Source organism: Methanofollis sp. (assembly GCF_028702905.1).
In the GTDB taxonomy this organism is placed as follows: Archaea; Halobacteriota; Methanomicrobia; order Methanomicrobiales; family Methanofollaceae; genus Methanofollis.
The window spans coordinates 1-14,613 of the sequence record NZ_JAQVNX010000048.1; the positions used below are offsets into that span (position 1 = coordinate 1).

The window sequence follows — 14,613 nt, forward strand, 5'->3', positions numbered from 1 at the left end:
CCCCGGGACGAAGATAGGGGCGGGAAGGCAGAGAGCCTGATCGTTCTGAGGACGGTTTTGTTCTCCGTATATCGGGTATGAGAGAAATCTGTGTGTTCAAATTCTCATCCATAACTCCAGAATTGAAAGTCTGGATCATTTTCATGGTAAACCGCCGGGGCAGGGGCGGAGACCCGGCAGTCATAAATATCGCGCTCACGTCCATGCCGGACATGCACCGGGCACGCGGGGGGGAAACCGGATGAGCGCCGGCATCATATGGAGCCCGGCGGGAACGGCCCTCATCTGCGGGGCCGCCTTTGTTATCGTGGCCGCCGGCATGCACGCCGGTGCAGACTTCCTCAACCCTATCCTGTTTGCATTTCTCATCGCCGCCCTCACGGCCCCGCTCCAGCAAAGGCTTATGAAGAAAGGGATGCCGCGGGGCGCGGCCATACCTGCTGTGATAGGATTGATCGTCCTTTTCTGCGCTTTTATCCTCGGGGTGATCTCCATCTCCCTCGTGCAGATGGGGGAGGCCCTGCCCGCCTACCAGGAGATGCTCGAGGTACAGATCGAGCGGGTCATGTCATTCTTCCCGGGGACAGGGATCTCGCCCGGAGATATTCCGGCCATCCCCGGAGATTCCCCTTTTCGTCCCTCTATCGTGAGCGTGCTCGCTGGCCTCGCCGGATTGCTCGCCGAATTTTTCCTGGTCCTCTTGATCACCGCGTTCCTCCTCCCCGCAGGCGGGGAAGGGCCGGTGTTCAGGCGGTACTCTGATGTGGTCGTCGGTCACTTCACCGCGAGGGGCCGGGCCGCCCTGGCCACCGGAGCCGGGACAGGTCTCTTTCTCGCCGTGATCGGAGTCGATTTTCCCCTGCTCTGGGGGTTGGTCGTCTTCATCCTCTCTTTTATCCCGTTCATCGGGATCTGGATCGCGGCCGTCCCTCCCATCGGGATGGCATGGCTGGAGTACGGGACAGGGGGTGCGGGCGCGGTCGTCGCCGGCATCGCCGCGATCAATATCCTTGCAGAAAGGGGCTTCGCCACACCCGAAGCCGCAAAAGTCCCGGGCCTGTCCCCTGCCGTCACCATCGTCTCCCTCTTTTTCTGGACATGGGTGCTCGGGATCCCGGGCATGTTTCTTGCTGTGCCTCTCACCCTCGCCGCAAAAACCCTGCTTGAATCATCGGAGGATACATGCGGGCTTGCCAGGCTGATGGAGACGAAAAGCGTGGAATAATGGAGAAATCAGGTATCTGCTCTGCCAGGGCCTGGCGACCGGCAAATATAAATCCTGATTTATATATCATGTGTCGCCGTGGTGGTACTATGGTCACCCGTGAAGAAATTTATACCGAATCCAGGCGGGAGATTGCAGACAGTCTTCCGAAGATCATCGTTGAGATCGTCATTGCCTTTCTGATCTGGCTTTTCGCCGTCTATATCTTCATTCCTCTTGCGGGATCGCTCGGCGACCCGACATTCCTCGGCCTGATCGGGCTCCAGCCGCTGATATCGGCGATCGTGATCGTCGCCCTGATCATCGTCTTCCTCGCCATCCTCAAGGAGGTCCTCGACGTCACCAATGCCATAGCCGGGTATGCGACGCTCGCGTTCTCGAAGGGGGAGGTCTCTGATGCAAAGCTGGAGAGATACCAGACAGGGTTCAGGCTCATCGGCTACGTGCTCCTCGCCGTCCTCGCGTACCTCTTCTTCCTGCCCCTGATCGCAGGGGTACTCGGCGTGCTCGCCGGCGTGGTCCTGGTCCTCCTGGTCATCTGGGCGATCATCGTCCTCTTCCAGGCAGGGCGGATCTTCTCGGTCGAGATCGAGCAGAAGGCCGTGGATTTTTCAAAGAGGGTTGAAAAACTAAAGGAGGCCACACCAGAGGAGAAAAAAGAGACCTGATCTGGCACGGGACCGGATATGAAACCATTTCCCATTTTTACCGTTCTCCTGGTACTCGTGATCACGCTCGTCGTCTTCGTCCCCCATTTTCCGCATCTGATCGGGGCGGCGGCGGCAGGGCTCGGAGTCACGGCCGACCAGGCGCTCGCGGCCTTCGTCGTCGCCATGCTCATCGCCGCGATACTCCTCTCCGTCCTTGCCGTCAGGGAGATCTGCGGCCTTGTGCGCTGTCAGGTCGCATGGGAAAAGAGGTTGGGGCGCACCTGAGGAGAGATACATGCGGCCAGGCATGATCGTCGAGAACACCATCCAGACAAACAGGACTCTCCTGAACGACGCGTGGTGCGAGTTTTTCGGGAGCACAACTTTCTCGTGGGCCTCAGCCTCGACGGCACACGGGAGATGCACGATGCCTATCGGGTCGACAGGCGACCGGCGGGGCAAAGGCCGGGCGGAACGACCCCTGCCCCTGCGGGAGCGGGCTGAAGTACACGCGGCGCTCTGGGAGGCGGTGAAGAGAGGGGGGTGGGATCACGGGGTTTTTTATACAGTCTGCCTCATTCGGGGTATCGGTCCGGGGTTCTCCGGGCTGAAGAGCATGACGAAAGGGGGGACGAATCATGAGTGATCTGGTTGTCGTCGGATTTGACGACGAAAAAACCGCGTTTCGGGTGCGGGACAAACTCGCACAGATGAGCAAGGAGCACCTGGTCGGGCTCGAGGACCTGGTCGTGGTGGTCCGCCACCAGGATGGAAAGACAGATATCAAGCAGTCGACGAGCCTTGCCGGCATAGGGGCGCTGAGCGGGAGTTTCTGGGGCCTCCTCATCGGGATCATCTTTTTTGTGCCGGTTCTCGGGCTTGCGATCGGCGCGATCGCCGGCGCGATCGCCGGCCACTTTGCAGACTACGGCATCGATGACAAATTTATCAAAGACGTTTCCGAAACGGTGAAGCCCGGGAATTCAGCAGTCTTCATGCTGATCAAGGAGGTGACGCCCGATAAGTTCCTCAAGGAGATGGCGGAGTTCAAAGGGACGGTCATCAGGACGTCCATGACCACGGAGAACGAGGCAAAACTGAGGGCGGCCTTCGGCGAGGAGGCACCGGCAGAGAAGAAGAAGGTCGCGGCCCCGGCGATGTGAGAGGGCCCTGCAAACTCCACTTTTTTTCGTCCACCATTCATCAGAGGATGATCTTAAGGACGCCAAACTTCATGAGCATGAGGGCCAGGCAGATCCCGATCCAGCCGAGGGTGATAAAAAGGAGAGAGAGACGGCGGTCCCACTGGAGAATCCACGCAATGACGACGCTGGAGTACAGCCCGATGATGGGGAATACCGGGAGGAAGAAGAGAGTATAGACGCCATATTTTGAGAGATATTTCATTGTCTGCATCTTTTTCCCGGTTTTCTCAAGCATGGCCTGGACCCGCACCGACTGCATCGCAAAGGTGTCGCAGGTCTCGAAGATCGCGAGCACGGCGCCGACCTCGACGAGGGTCATGACCGCAAGGACCATGACAGGGTGGAGACCCATCGCGAGACCGACGAAGACGGCGTTCGCCTGGAGGAGGAGAGTGGAAGAAACGAGGCCGAGCACCACGCCCGATGGGACGGAGAGGGCGAGGCCGAGGAGGAGAGGAATGAGTAGAGTGAAGATGACGACGATCAATATGACCTTTGATGCCTGCCGGAGCCAGGTGAAGAGCCAGTCGGGATTCATGGTGCGGGCCGCGGACAGGAAGGAGAGAAACTCCTCCAGATCTCTGGTGTCTCCCCATGGCTCTCTGTCCGGTGATATAGGTTGGGGTGCGGGAGGACGAAAGGAATATAATTGCACAGGAGTCCCTACACCCAGGTGTCATCATGAACGGTGAAATGCTTCCTGCCGATATTGTGGTAGTAGAAGAAACTTTTCCCTGGTGGCTTGTCCTCCTCCAGGGCATCGTCACCCTCCTCTTCGGTCTGGTTCTGCTCGCATGGCCGGCACAGACCCTCGTCGTCCTGGTCACGTTCCTCGGAATATACTGGATGATCACCGGGATCGTCGCCCTTGTCGGCGTTTTCTTCGGCGGCGAGCACCGGATATGGGCGATCGTCTTCGCCCTCCTCGGGATCGTCGCCGGCGTCCTTGTGCTGGCGTACCCCCTGTACAGCACGGCTATCATCTCCTCGTTCCTCGCGATCCTCATCGGCGTGCTCGGGATGATCATGGGGGCCGTCGGCATCGCACATGGCCTGAGCGGCGGTGGGTGGGCGCCGGCACTCCTCGGCATCGTCAGCATCATCCTCGGTGTCATCCTGCTTGCAAACCCCCTCTTCACCGTCGCATCCCTGGTGCTGCTCCTCGGGATCCTGGCGATCATCGGTGGGGTGAGCGCGATGGTCTTCTCCTTCCGCCTGCGTGCGGCAGGGTGAGAGAGAGGATAGATATCTCGTACTCCCCCGGGTATCCCCCCTATCCAGGAGGGAGACGGAGATGAACGAGAAACTAATAGAATACCCGCCCGGGACATCGTTTCCCGGGACGATCGGCGGACGGCCGACGAGTCCACGCCGGCATGGCCCGCACCCCTGCGGGCGGAGCAGGGGGTCAGCGGGGAGAGGATCGAGGACCACGAGGCCGAGATCAGGATGGCCCTCGCCCGGCAGTAGGCCGGGGGCCACCCTCTTTTTTCCCCTATCCCGGCACGCCGAATGCCTCTTTCGTGCCGGGCATCAGGCAGTAGATGAGGATGACGCCGTTGATCAGGAGTGCCGGCGCCATCGCCTCCCAGGTGGATGCACCAAAGATGGAGAGGAGTGCCAGGACGAGGTTCAGAGTCGAGAGGAGCACGACAAAGGCCCATCCCTGGGGGTCGAGGTTCCAGAGCATCCTGAAGACCCAGAGATAGATGAGCGCAAGCATGCCCCAGAGGATTGCCCCGAGAAGGTCGAAGGTGAAGAAACGCACCGGCCCCAGGGTGACGGGGAGGAGGTGCAGCATCTGCAGGGTATAGACCATGGCCTGGATCGCCGCAAGAATAGCCAGGAAAGCGAGAACGGTAATACCAAAAGGTCGGTTTCGTGCCATGACAACCATCATCTCCAGACCGCCCGGCAAAGGCGGTACCCGGAGAAGATCCTCCTCATATATATCATCGCCGGCCCCCTCGATCTCCTCGTCCCGGCGGCGATCTGGAGATAAATCCCTCCACAGAGTGGTGATAACGGAGGGAACACTGCACCGGGGAGGGGCGATGACGATACACGAAGATATATATTTGATCTGGCATACTGGCGATCGAAGACCGGGCAGGCACATCTGCCTTCAGTCCGGTCCGGAGGGAAAGGATGAAAAAAGAGACAATCGGGATCTGTATCGGCATTGCCCTGCTGGCGGTCGTCGCCGTCGCCGGGTGTACCCAGCAGCCCACAAGCCAGCAGGCTGAGGCACAGCTCTGCCAGAGTCTGGCAGACCTGAACCTGGCACTCCAGAAAGTCGAGGCGATAGACAGGAATTCGACGGTCGGTGACCTGCGGGCGGCCGAGGCCGAGGTCACGAAAGCGATGGAGAATGTCAGGACATCGGCGAAAGACCTGAAATCGGCGCGGGTGACCGAACTCGAGACAGCGTACACCAACCTGGACAACGCAGTCAGGAACATTCCTGAAAGTGCCACCCTGGGGGAGGGTCTATCATCGGTCACTGAACAGCGCGTCGCCTTCAGGCAGGCATGGCAGAACCTCTTTACCGAGTTGAAGTGCACGCCCTGAAGCCGCATGAGCCGTAAAATCCGGTAAGGCGACCGGCCCACAATAATCACCATATTTTTATAGTGTGCTGTCATGACACAGGTCGCCCCCTTCCCGCACAGGGAAGGAATGATGGAGGAAGAGGGATGGCAAATGTGATGTACGGACCGATGCAGATGGTCGTGATCGGCTTCGACGAGCCCGAGTTCCACGGAAAAGTTCTCAAAGAACTGAGGTCTCTGCGAGAAAAGGGGACGGTTAGGCTGATCGACCTGCTCTTTGTCTGGAAGGACGCCAGCGGCAAAGTCACCGAGTTTCAGGCGACCGATCTCACCGAGGAGGAGAGGATGCGCTTCGGCGCCGTTGTGGGAGCCCTGATCGGGTTCGGGGCTGCCGGGAAAGAGGGGGGGCGTGCCGGCGCGGAGGCGGGCGCGGAACGGGTGGCGGAGTATGACTTCGGCATCGCCGCGGACCAGCTCGCCACGATCGCCGACGCCATCCCGGCAGACAGCGCCGCGGCCGTGATGCTGATCGAGCACACCTGGGCGATCGGGTTCAAGGAGGCGCTGCGCGACGCCGGCGGCTTCGTACTTGCCCAGGGAATGGTGACGCCTGAGGCCCTGCTGCTCGCCGGGGCAGACCTCGCCACCGCAGTGGAGGCGGCGGAGAAGGAAGAAAAGGAGAAGAAACGGGTCGCGGTTCCGGCACAGTGAGCAGGCGTATCCCGCCTCACCCGCCGGCCAGGCGGGCGAGACTCCTGAAGAATGCATAGGCCCGGGTGTGGGCGATCGCACCGGAGAGGTCGGCATCGGCGGTGGCGGGGACGTCTGCCGCGGGCGGCGGCCCTGATGGGCTGCACCCGGCGACGATCACCGCTACCAGCACGAGCAGTATGACAAGAATGACAGATCGTGATGACATCTGGTGTTCCCCCTCCGGAGAGAGGAGGGTGAATGCCGTCCACGCCAGATATACTTTTGCCGGCAGAGGCGAGTAAAACACTATATGTCGCCGCACCCCACGCGCGTCCATGCAGTGTCCGGTCTGCGGAGGAGAGTGCGTCAGGGACGTGGAAGAGATCGTCGGAATGGTACCCGCGGTCTTCTCCCCCTGCGGCGCGTGCAGGGCCGCGCCCCTCGACAAGGCGGCCCCCCTGCCGCAGAACTATGAACCGGCCGCACCCTGCTCCTGCGGCCGGCGTTTTATCGACGATGTCTTCGCCGCCATCTACCTCGCCCTCCGGGAGGAGGGGGCGATCGCCGGTACCGAGCCCCTGCGGGCCGCGGGGACGCCGGTCGTCCACCCGGCCTTCGCTCTCGCCGCACCACCTTTCCTCCCGGCCAGGTCTCTTGTCCTGCTCTCCTCCCATCCCGACCGCAGGGCAGCGGAGAGGATCGTCCGCGAGGTGCCCGAGGTGCGGGGCGTGGTGCGGACGGGCCGGGCAGTCCCCGGCCTCGGCAGGGACGGACCGGCCGCCCACGAGCTCCTCGCGGGCTGCGACGTCCAGGCGAACCTCTTCCCCACCTCCATCGGGGAGGTCGTCGTGTACAAGGAACTCTCCCGGACGCACATCGAGTTCCCCCGCCCTGTCAACCCGAAGATCAGGGCGGTCGAGAGGGAGGTCGGCAGGCACGCCCCCCATACCTTCGTCGACGCCTGCTGTGGCGCCGGGACGCTCGGCCTTGCCGCGGCCCTTGCCGGCGTGCCAGAGGTGGTCTTCTGCGATGCCCACGGCCCGGCCACATTCTGGACGGCGGTCAATATCCGGGCAAACAGGGGCAGCCTCCTCGTCGACGAGGTCGCCATTCATGCAGAGAGAGAGAAGATCCCCGAGGTGAGGGACGAGCCCGTCCTCATCGCCGAGGCATGGGGCGACCAGCACCTCCTCGTCTACCACGGCGACCTCGCCCGCCTTCCTCCCCTGCTGGAGAGGTCCGAACGCTCCCTCGCGGCCCTCGATATCTTCGGAAAGGAGGATCCGGAAGCCTGCGGGCGAGTACTCTCCGCGTGGCGCGGCGCGGGTGGAGGGAAGGCATTTATCCCGTGAGCCATAGTACATATGGGGACTAGCCTGGGTGGCTCGGCGTCACCTGTGATCCGAAATCGCCGGTATGCGGAGGGCGAAGTCCGAGGAAGGCTCTGGCGATCTGCTGGCGCCCTGTGTGTTCCGACTGAGAAACCTTGTCCCATGAGGTCGACGGAGAGGACTCGATGCCCTGTAGGGGGCAAAGACCTCGTACCGCGGAGACCGGTTCAGGCCCGGAAGGGAGCAGACTTACCGTGGACGTGCGGCGCCCATGGGGGTGCGGGGTGGAGAAGGAGTGCCAGGACAAGAGCAGGCACGCATTGTCGACCGAGGACCCGTCCCCAATTGACTGATCCCCATGTCAAAAGTCACTGTTGTCGGAGCCACGGGAAGGCTTGGCTCTTTTGCTTCTCATTCCATCTCAGGTATCCCTCACGTCGATGAGGTGCTTCTCATGGGGCGGCCTGGCAGGGAACAATCTCTTGCAGGTCTCTGTCATGATCTCACAGACTCGTGCGCCGCACGCGGGATAGGGACGGCCTTTACCTGGAGCACACGCCCCGAAGACTATGCCGACTCAGACGTTGTCGTGGTCACGGCAGGGGTGCCGCGCCAGGAAGGACAGGACCGTATCGACCTCGCCCTCGGGAACGCCCGGATCATCGCTCCGATCGCCGAAGAGGTCGGCAGCCACGCTCCTGAAGCGATCGTCCTCATGATCACGAACCCGGTCGATGTGATGACCGCGGTCTTTCTCCGGTACTCGAGGATGGACCCGAGACAGGTCTTCGGTCTGGGCACCCACCTGGACTCTATGCGGCTGAAGGCACTGATCGCCGACCACTTCCACGTCCATGTGAGCGAGGTCCACACACGCATCATCGGCGAACACGGCGATAGCATGGTCCCGCTCTGGTCCGCGACGACGATCGGCGGCATCAGGATCTCGAACCTGCCGGCGTTTTCCAGCCTCCCGATGGAGGATATGGTGAACAGGGTCAAAAGCAGCGGCAGTTTCATCATCAAAAACAGCGGGGCAACGGTCTATGGGCCGGGCGACGCCATCGCAACCCTGATCCAGACGGTCCTTGCAAACGAGAACAGGATCCTCACGGTCTCCTGTTACATCAAGAGCGAGGTCCACAATGTCGGGAACACCTGCATCGGCGTACCGGCACGGGTCAACCGCGAGGGCGTATTCCCTGTGGCGATCAGGATCGAGGAGAACGAACTGGCCGCGTTCCGCGCCTCGGTCGAGAAGATCCGCGGCATCACGCAGCAGGTCCTGGAAAAAATGGACGAGATCAGATCATCCGATTGACGTCGGTGATCTCGGCGCTTGCAATGCCTTCGACGGCGGCGAGTTTCGACTCCAGGGCGTCGGTGGCGCCTTCTTCATCCTCGATGACGGCGGCGACCTTGAGAGCGAAGAGCCCGAAACCGATCGGTTCTTCCCTGACGTCGTCAATGCCCGGAACTGTGGCCTTGATGGCCGTCTTGAGGTCTTCAACCGCAATTTCGGCTGATTCAGGCATGAGTTTCAGAATGACGGCGACTTTTCCCATGTTTATGGCCCCTGGTACCCGCATTTTTCACAGGTGTAGGCGATGCTCTGTTCCCTGCACTGGGCACAGCGCCTGATCTCGTTCCCACAGCCGGGGCAGTTAAACCTGGTCGCACCACGTTCGACGAGGGGTGCGTTGCATGACGTGCATTTTTCCATAGCCATAGATAAACCCCAATTAAGAGTTAGTGATCTTTGCATCTTATGTGCAATTAAATGCTCGGGTGGACGCGGGTACAGGGCACGCCCTCACCTTCGAGGAGTCGGAGGAGGCGGCCTTCGACCCGGCCGTTCACGATCCATGCGGGAATGTGGTGGTCGAAGAGGTACGGGAGGAGGAGGGGGTCGACCTCGTCGCAGGGGAAGGGCTCGCGGACTGCGGCGAGGGGGACGCCGCCGCGCGTCAGGCTGTCCACCGACTTGACCAGGACAAGAGAGGCCCCGGTCTCCCGGGCGGCCCAGGCGGCGATGGTGTCCGAGGTGACGGCCCAGGAGTGCGGGAGGGGGTCGTGCGCCCTGAGGGCGGCGTAGGGGAGGAAGACCGCCGGGCTCTCGGGCACGGCGAGGTCGGCGGTCACCGGGATGCCGAAGGAGGAGAGGTACCAGCCGTAGGCCTCCATGGCGGCGACCGCCATCCAGTGGGCAGGGGTGTCGGGCGGCGCGAGGGTCCTGACGGCGTCGGCGAACTGCCCGCCGCCGGGCACGATCAGGGCCGGCACCCCGGCGTCGAGCACCTCTCCGACCACGGCGGCGGCGCGGTCTGTCAGGCTCCCCCCGACCTTGACGACGACTGGCAGGTCCATGATCCGCGTGGACCGGCTGATTATAAAAACCCGGGGGGAGGAACGAAGAGTATGCGGACGGCCATCGTCATCTTCCTCCTCGCTCTTCTCGCCGGGATGGCCGGGGCGGTCCAGATCGTGGCGTTCTGCCCGGACCCCTACCTTTCCGGCGAGTCCGACGAGTACGTCGTCCTCGACGGGGCCGGGAGCCTGCACGGTATCGAGATCACCGACGGCGAGGGGAGTGTCCGTTTCCCTGAAGGGAGCGTTATTGACGGGCGTATCGTCGTCGCACGGGAGGCGGCCGGGTATGTCAGGGCCCACGGCAGTCTCCCCGACTACGAGGTCGTCGACACCGATGCGGCGGTCCCCGACATGGAGAGGAGAGGAGACTTCAGGCTCGCGAACAAGCAGGACAGCCTCACCCTCCTTGTCGGCGGGGCGGCCGTCCAGAAGGTCGGGTGGCCCGGCGACGTGGTGCCGCGGCAGGGGCAGGTCCATACTCTCGTGGACGGCAGATGGGACCCCAGGCCCTTCTTCATCGGCCAGTCCGACTTCGCCCCGCAGACCTTCGAGAATGTCACGGTGACCCTCTTCGTCTCCCCGGACTGCTCGTACGGGGTGCTCTCCGACGCGGTCGCCGCGGCGCGGGAGAGCATCGACGTGAATGTCTACGAGTTCACTCACCCCGGCATCGCGGGGATGCTCGCCGGCGCCGCGGGCCGCGGGGTCGACGTCTCGGTCCTTGTCGAGGGCGGGCCTGTCGGGGGCATCAGCCCTGAGGGGAAGGGCGTCGCCCGGATGCTCGCCGGGCACGGTGTTCCGGTGATGATGATGGAGACGGCGGGCGACGTCCATGCCCGCTACCGCTTCGACCACGCGAAGTACATGGTGGTCGACGGGAGGAGCGTCCTTGTCATGTCGGAGAACTTCAAGGAGAGCGGCGTCCCCGAGGCCGGGGAGAGGGGGAACCGCGGCTGGGGGGCGTGGGTGCAGGACACCGGGGTGGCGGGCTACTTCGCGGAGGTCTACCGGGCCGACAGCACCGGCGGCGACGTCGTGCCGGCCCCGCAGGGCGGGAACGTCGCGGCCACGGGCGGCGGAAACTATGAGGTGCGGTTCTCGCCCGAGACCGTTCACGGCGCCAGGGTGACGCCGGTGATCGCGCCGGATACAAGCGATCTCGTGCGGCAGATGATCGCGGGGGCCGGGGAGCGTGTCCTCATCGAGCAGGCCTATATCACGAACAGCACCGCGGGAGGGCCGAACCGGTACCTGGCCGAGGCGATCAATGCCTCGCGCCGCGGCGTCTCCGTGCAGGTGCTTCTCGACTCTGCGTGGTTCAATGTGGAGGGCGAGAAGGACAACGACGAGATGGCGGCCTGGATCAACGAGTTTGCCCGGAGCGAGGGCCTCCCGATCGAGGCGCGGTGCGTCGACCTTGCGGAGGCGAACCTGGAGAAGGTCCACACAAAGGGGGTGGTCGTGGATGACAGGAGCGTGCTCGTCTCCTCGATCAACTGGAATGACAACTCCCCCGACTTCAACCGCGAGGCAGGGGTGATCGTCGAGCACCCGGAGGCGGCGGCGTACTTCGCCCGCGTCTTCGCGGCCGACTGGGAGGCTGGGACGAGGGTCGGCGGAGATGCAGGGTTCGATTATCGTATCGTCGCTGCCGTCGGCGTCATGATCCTCTTCGCAGCCCTGTATGTCGTACGGAAGATGTGGGAGCGGTGAGGGGCGGGGGGCGTGTGGGGTTTTTCCGAGACTAGAGGGAGGAAGGGTCGAGCGCGGAATTCGCTGCCCTTTTTCGGGAAAGTCAGGGGATCAGAGTCTTTTCCAGGGGGCATGCCCCCGGTCCCCGTGTCAAGATAGGCAGGGATACGGCAATTCCCCTCACCATGATTTCCTGTTCTCTCTTACCGGGTCCTATCCAAATTGGCGGGATGACCGGAGGGAGTCGAGAAAGCCTTCGGCTTTCGGTAACGAACTACGAGAAAAGTTCAGACAGAAGAGTACGGCTTCCGCTCGAACGGAGAGCGAGCGATTCGCCGGGGCGAAAAAGAGAGACTCGTGCTGTGCTCAGACGGCTTCCGCGGCCTGCTGGGGTTTGTACTGGTAGATGATCTGGCGGGCGTCCTTGAAGTTGAACTTCTCAATGATGAGGTTGTTGTCCTTCAGTCGCTTCAGAGCATACCTGACAGTCCTCGGGGCAAGGCTGGAGGAGCGGACGAGGTCCTTGTGCGTCATCGAACCGCCGTCCTCCAGGATGATCAGGACCTTCCTGGAGGAAGGTGGGAGGGTGGTCGGGTGCATGATCAATAGTTAACACCGTTAACATATGAACGTATCGGCCCATATATAAAAAGCATGAGAATATTACATCATGCTTGCATCTCCGGAAATAAAGGCTTTCATTATTCTTTTCGGAATATCTGCCCTCCTCCTCGGGCTGCACGCCGCCCTCGCCGCGGCGGGGAGCGCGGCCTTTGCCGCGCCCTGGACACCTGACGCCGGCGACGGCAGCTTTGTCCTCCTCACCGGCACTGTCGGGGATGTGCGCGAGCTCGCCGGCGGCCATCTCATTGCGGAGGTGAACGGGACGCAGGTCTTCATCCCGGCTTCGGCGGCACAGGGGGTCGCCCTCGCGAAGGGCGACAGGGTGCAGGTCGCCGGGACGGTGCAAACGTATCAGGGGAGAAAAGAGGTGGTGGTGAAGGCGGCCGCGGACGTCGTCCTCATCTGACCGGCATCGTCGCCCAGTCGGGGAGGGCCGGGGTGAAGCCGAGGGCCCACATCACGACCGTGAAGAGGAAGAGTGTCCAGAGGCCGACGCCGGTGAAATTGAGCACCCAGCCCGAACGCATCAGGTCCTTCATGTCGATGTAGCCGGAGGCGTAGGCGACGGCATTGGGCGGGGTCGCCACAGGGAGCATGAAGGCCATGGAGGTGCAGACCGCCGCGGTGAGCATGAGCATGTACGGGTGGATGTTCATGGAGACGGCGGTGACGGCCATGATCGGCATCATCAGGGAGGCGACGGCCGTGTTCGAGGTCACCTCGGTGAGGAGGGAGATGCCGATGGCCACCAGGAGGACGAGGAGGACGATGGGGAGAGCGCCGAAGATCGCGATCTGGTCGACGATGACCTTTGCAAGGCCGCTCTTGATGAAGGCGGTCGAGAGGCAGAGGCCGCCGCCGAAGAGGAGGAGGATGCCCCACGGGATCTTCACGGCCCATTCCCAGTCCATCGTGAAGATCCCCTTCTTCCTGTCCACCGGGAGGAGGAAGAGGAGGAGGGCGCCGGCGATGGCGACCGTCGAGTCGTCGATGGCCGGGAAGATGATGTCGAGGCCGGGGATCACGAAGCCGCCGATGTCCTTGGTTTTCTCGAAGATCCAGGCAAGGGCGACAAGTACGAAGACGGCCAGCGTCCACTTCTCCCCCTTCGTCATCGGCCCGATACCTTCGATCTGGTGGTCGATGATCTCCCTCGCATGGGCGATCTTCGAGGGCAGGTGGCGGTACGATCCGTAACTGAGCCAGAGCCAGGTGATGGGGATGAAGAGGGCGACCAGGGGCACGCCGAATTTCATCCAGGAGAAGAAGTCGATGGCAGGTGCCGCGGGGAAGAGGGTCTTCATCTGGGCGACGAAGATGCCGTTCGCCGGCGTGCCGATGAGGGTGCCGATACCGCCGATGCTGGCGGCATAGGCGATGGAGATGACGAGGGCCTCGCAGAAGTCGCGCTGCTCCTCGGTCATGTTCTTCAGGGTGGCACTGGCATTGGGGATGATGGTGGCGATGATCGCGATCGCGATCGGGATCATCATCATCGCGGTGGCGGTGTTGGAGATCCACATCGAGAGGAAGGCCGTCGCGATCATGAAGCCCAGGATGAGCCGTCGCGGGCTTGTCCCGACGACGTTGATGATGTTCAAGGCGATACGCCGGTGGAGGCCCCAGCGTTGCATGGACATGGCGATGATGAACCCGCCCAGAAAGAGGAAGATGACCTTGTCGGCGTACGGGGCCGTCGCCTCTTTGGCGCTGAGGACGCCGAGAAGGGGGAAGAGCACCACGGGCAGAAGTGCCGTCGCCTCCAGGGGGATCGCCTCCGTGACCCACCAGATGATCATCAGGAGGGTGACCGCGGCCACATATCTGGCCGCTGTCGGGATCAGCGTGTCGTCGATGGGAGCGAACACAAGGGTCAGAAATACAAGGACCCCGAGGACCCTCCCGATACTACTTTTCATCGGACACAAAGATTGGAATTCGTGATATTTCTACTATTCCCTTCTGATCGGGCAAATCCATTCGTTTCGAGGAATCGGGATGATTTTAGCGGCATTTGCCCCATTTGGAAAAAGAAAACCGTGGCGGGGAGGAGAGAGGAGACAGGCCGATCAGTACCCGCGGGAGTGCGAGGATTCACGGACCAGAGCCGGCGAAACGGAGGGAAAAGAGATCTGAGGCCTGAAAGTGAACTACCCCGGCCTGAAGACCGGGGCTTCCTGCTTCATCCTCCCTCTATTGAGGTGAGTCCACAGGCTCGACGGCGCGTCCCGCACCTGCTACCCCCACAAGGTTCTGCTCTTGCAGGGCAAA

General features: G+C 62.3%; 19 protein-coding genes, 1 other RNA gene and 1 pseudogene. 13 read left to right on the forward strand and 8 right to left on the reverse strand.

The window, feature by feature from the left end; genetic code table 11:
- Positions 1-241 precede the first annotated feature (241 nt).
- From PHP59_RS07195 to PHP59_RS07215, 5 genes and pseudogenes are all read left to right on the forward strand, one after another.
- Entirely contained in the window at positions 242-1,225 is a 984-nt protein-coding gene (locus PHP59_RS07195) for an AI-2E family transporter (protein WP_300165500.1), read from the forward strand.
- 89 nt (positions 1,226-1,314) lie between these two features.
- On the forward strand, positions 1,315-1,893 hold the full coding sequence (locus tag PHP59_RS07200; RefSeq protein WP_300165502.1) for a hypothetical protein: 579 nt from the start codon (positions 1,315-1,317) through the stop codon (positions 1,891-1,893).
- Positions 1,894-1,911: 18 nt separating this feature from the next.
- Positions 1,912-2,160 carry a hypothetical protein gene (locus PHP59_RS07205; protein WP_300165504.1) on the forward strand — a complete coding sequence of 83 codons (249 nt, stop codon included), beginning with the start codon at positions 1,912-1,914 and terminating at the stop codon, positions 2,158-2,160.
- Positions 2,161-2,360: 200 nt separating this feature from the next.
- Positions 2,361-2,408, forward strand: a pseudogene (locus tag PHP59_RS12700) (hypothetical protein); the annotation flags it as partial.
- 105 nt (positions 2,409-2,513) lie between these two features.
- The gene (locus tag PHP59_RS07215; protein WP_300165508.1) at positions 2,514-3,038 is read left to right on the forward strand and encodes a DUF1269 domain-containing protein; all 525 of its coding nucleotides are present in this window, start codon (positions 2,514-2,516) and stop codon (positions 3,036-3,038) included.
- 40 nt (positions 3,039-3,078) lie between these two features.
- Here the strand turns inward: PHP59_RS07215 and PHP59_RS07220 are convergent, their stop codons facing one another.
- Positions 3,079-3,618, reverse strand: coding sequence for a small multi-drug export protein (locus PHP59_RS07220; protein WP_300165510.1), 540 nt, complete (start codon positions 3,616-3,618; stop codon positions 3,079-3,081).
- A gap of 143 nt (positions 3,619-3,761) precedes the next feature.
- Between PHP59_RS07220 and PHP59_RS07225 the strand changes: the two genes are divergently transcribed.
- Positions 3,762-4,313 (forward strand): HdeD family acid-resistance protein, encoded by a 552-nt coding sequence (locus PHP59_RS07225; protein WP_300165512.1) that lies wholly within the window; start codon positions 3,762-3,764, stop codon positions 4,311-4,313.
- 262 nt (positions 4,314-4,575) lie between these two features.
- Here PHP59_RS07225 and PHP59_RS07230 read toward each other — a convergent pair whose 3' ends face one another.
- Positions 4,576-4,980, reverse strand: coding sequence for a hypothetical protein (locus PHP59_RS07230; RefSeq protein WP_300165514.1), 405 nt, complete (start codon positions 4,978-4,980; stop codon positions 4,576-4,578).
- Positions 4,981-5,228: 248 nt separating this feature from the next.
- Between PHP59_RS07230 and PHP59_RS07235 the strand changes: the two genes are divergently transcribed.
- A complete protein-coding gene (locus PHP59_RS07235) occupies positions 5,229-5,651 on the forward strand; it encodes a hypothetical protein (protein WP_300165516.1) in 423 nt (140 codons plus the stop codon).
- Between the two features lie 125 nt (positions 5,652-5,776).
- Complete coding sequence (locus PHP59_RS07240) at positions 5,777-6,343, forward strand: DUF1269 domain-containing protein (protein WP_300165518.1); 567 nt, start codon at positions 5,777-5,779, stop codon at positions 6,341-6,343.
- 16 nt (positions 6,344-6,359) lie between these two features.
- Here the strand turns inward: PHP59_RS07240 and PHP59_RS07245 are convergent, their stop codons facing one another.
- Positions 6,360-6,551, reverse strand: a complete 192-nt coding sequence (locus PHP59_RS07245) for a hypothetical protein (RefSeq protein ID WP_300165520.1) — start codon at positions 6,549-6,551, stop codon at positions 6,360-6,362.
- Positions 6,552-6,660: 109 nt separating this feature from the next.
- Between PHP59_RS07245 and PHP59_RS07250 the strand changes: the two genes are divergently transcribed.
- From PHP59_RS07250 to PHP59_RS07260, 3 genes are all read left to right on the forward strand, one after another.
- Positions 6,661-7,677, forward strand: coding sequence for a hypothetical protein (locus tag PHP59_RS07250; RefSeq protein ID WP_300165522.1), 1,017 nt, complete (start codon positions 6,661-6,663; stop codon positions 7,675-7,677).
- A 12-nt stretch (positions 7,678-7,689) separates the two neighbouring features.
- An RNA gene (ffs, locus tag PHP59_RS07255) (signal recognition particle sRNA) lies at positions 7,690-8,001 on the forward strand.
- A gap of 13 nt (positions 8,002-8,014) precedes the next feature.
- Positions 8,015-8,977, forward strand: coding sequence for a malate dehydrogenase (locus tag PHP59_RS07260; RefSeq protein ID WP_300165524.1), 963 nt, complete (start codon positions 8,015-8,017; stop codon positions 8,975-8,977).
- Here the strand turns inward: PHP59_RS07260 and PHP59_RS07265 are convergent.
- The 3 genes from PHP59_RS07265 to PHP59_RS07275 are packed head-to-tail and all read right to left on the reverse strand — an operon-like array spanning position 8,961 to position 10,023.
- On the reverse strand, positions 8,961-9,221 hold the full coding sequence (locus PHP59_RS07265; RefSeq protein ID WP_300165526.1) for an elongation factor 1-beta: 261 nt from the start codon (positions 9,219-9,221) through the stop codon (positions 8,961-8,963). The genes PHP59_RS07260 and PHP59_RS07265 overlap by 17 nt on opposite strands.
- A gap of 2 nt (positions 9,222-9,223) precedes the next feature.
- A complete protein-coding gene (locus PHP59_RS07270; protein WP_300165528.1) occupies positions 9,224-9,385 on the reverse strand; it encodes a zinc finger domain-containing protein in 162 nt (53 codons plus the stop codon).
- A gap of 47 nt (positions 9,386-9,432) precedes the next feature.
- Complete coding sequence (locus tag PHP59_RS07275; protein ID WP_300165530.1) at positions 9,433-10,023, reverse strand: uridylate kinase; 591 nt, start codon at positions 10,021-10,023, stop codon at positions 9,433-9,435.
- A gap of 51 nt (positions 10,024-10,074) precedes the next feature.
- On the opposite strand from PHP59_RS07275, the gene PHP59_RS07280 reads away from it, so the two are divergent.
- Positions 10,075-11,739, forward strand: a complete 1,665-nt coding sequence (locus PHP59_RS07280) for a phospholipase D-like domain-containing protein (RefSeq protein ID WP_300165532.1) — start codon at positions 10,075-10,077, stop codon at positions 11,737-11,739.
- Between the two features lie 345 nt (positions 11,740-12,084).
- Here PHP59_RS07280 and PHP59_RS07285 read toward each other — a convergent pair whose 3' ends face one another.
- Complete coding sequence (locus PHP59_RS07285; protein ID WP_067047094.1) at positions 12,085-12,318, reverse strand: helix-turn-helix transcriptional regulator; 234 nt, start codon at positions 12,316-12,318, stop codon at positions 12,085-12,087.
- Positions 12,319-12,388: 70 nt separating this feature from the next.
- Here PHP59_RS07285 and PHP59_RS07290 point away from each other — a divergent pair, with 70 nt between their 5' ends.
- On the forward strand, positions 12,389-12,748 hold the full coding sequence (locus tag PHP59_RS07290) for a hypothetical protein (RefSeq protein ID WP_300165536.1): 360 nt from the start codon (positions 12,389-12,391) through the stop codon (positions 12,746-12,748).
- On the opposite strand, the gene PHP59_RS07295 is transcribed toward PHP59_RS07290, so the two are convergent.
- Entirely contained in the window at positions 12,741-14,261 is a 1,521-nt protein-coding gene (locus PHP59_RS07295) for a DASS family sodium-coupled anion symporter (RefSeq protein WP_300165538.1), read from the reverse strand. The genes PHP59_RS07290 and PHP59_RS07295 overlap by 8 nt on opposite strands.
- Positions 14,262-14,613: the final 352 nt, after the last annotated feature.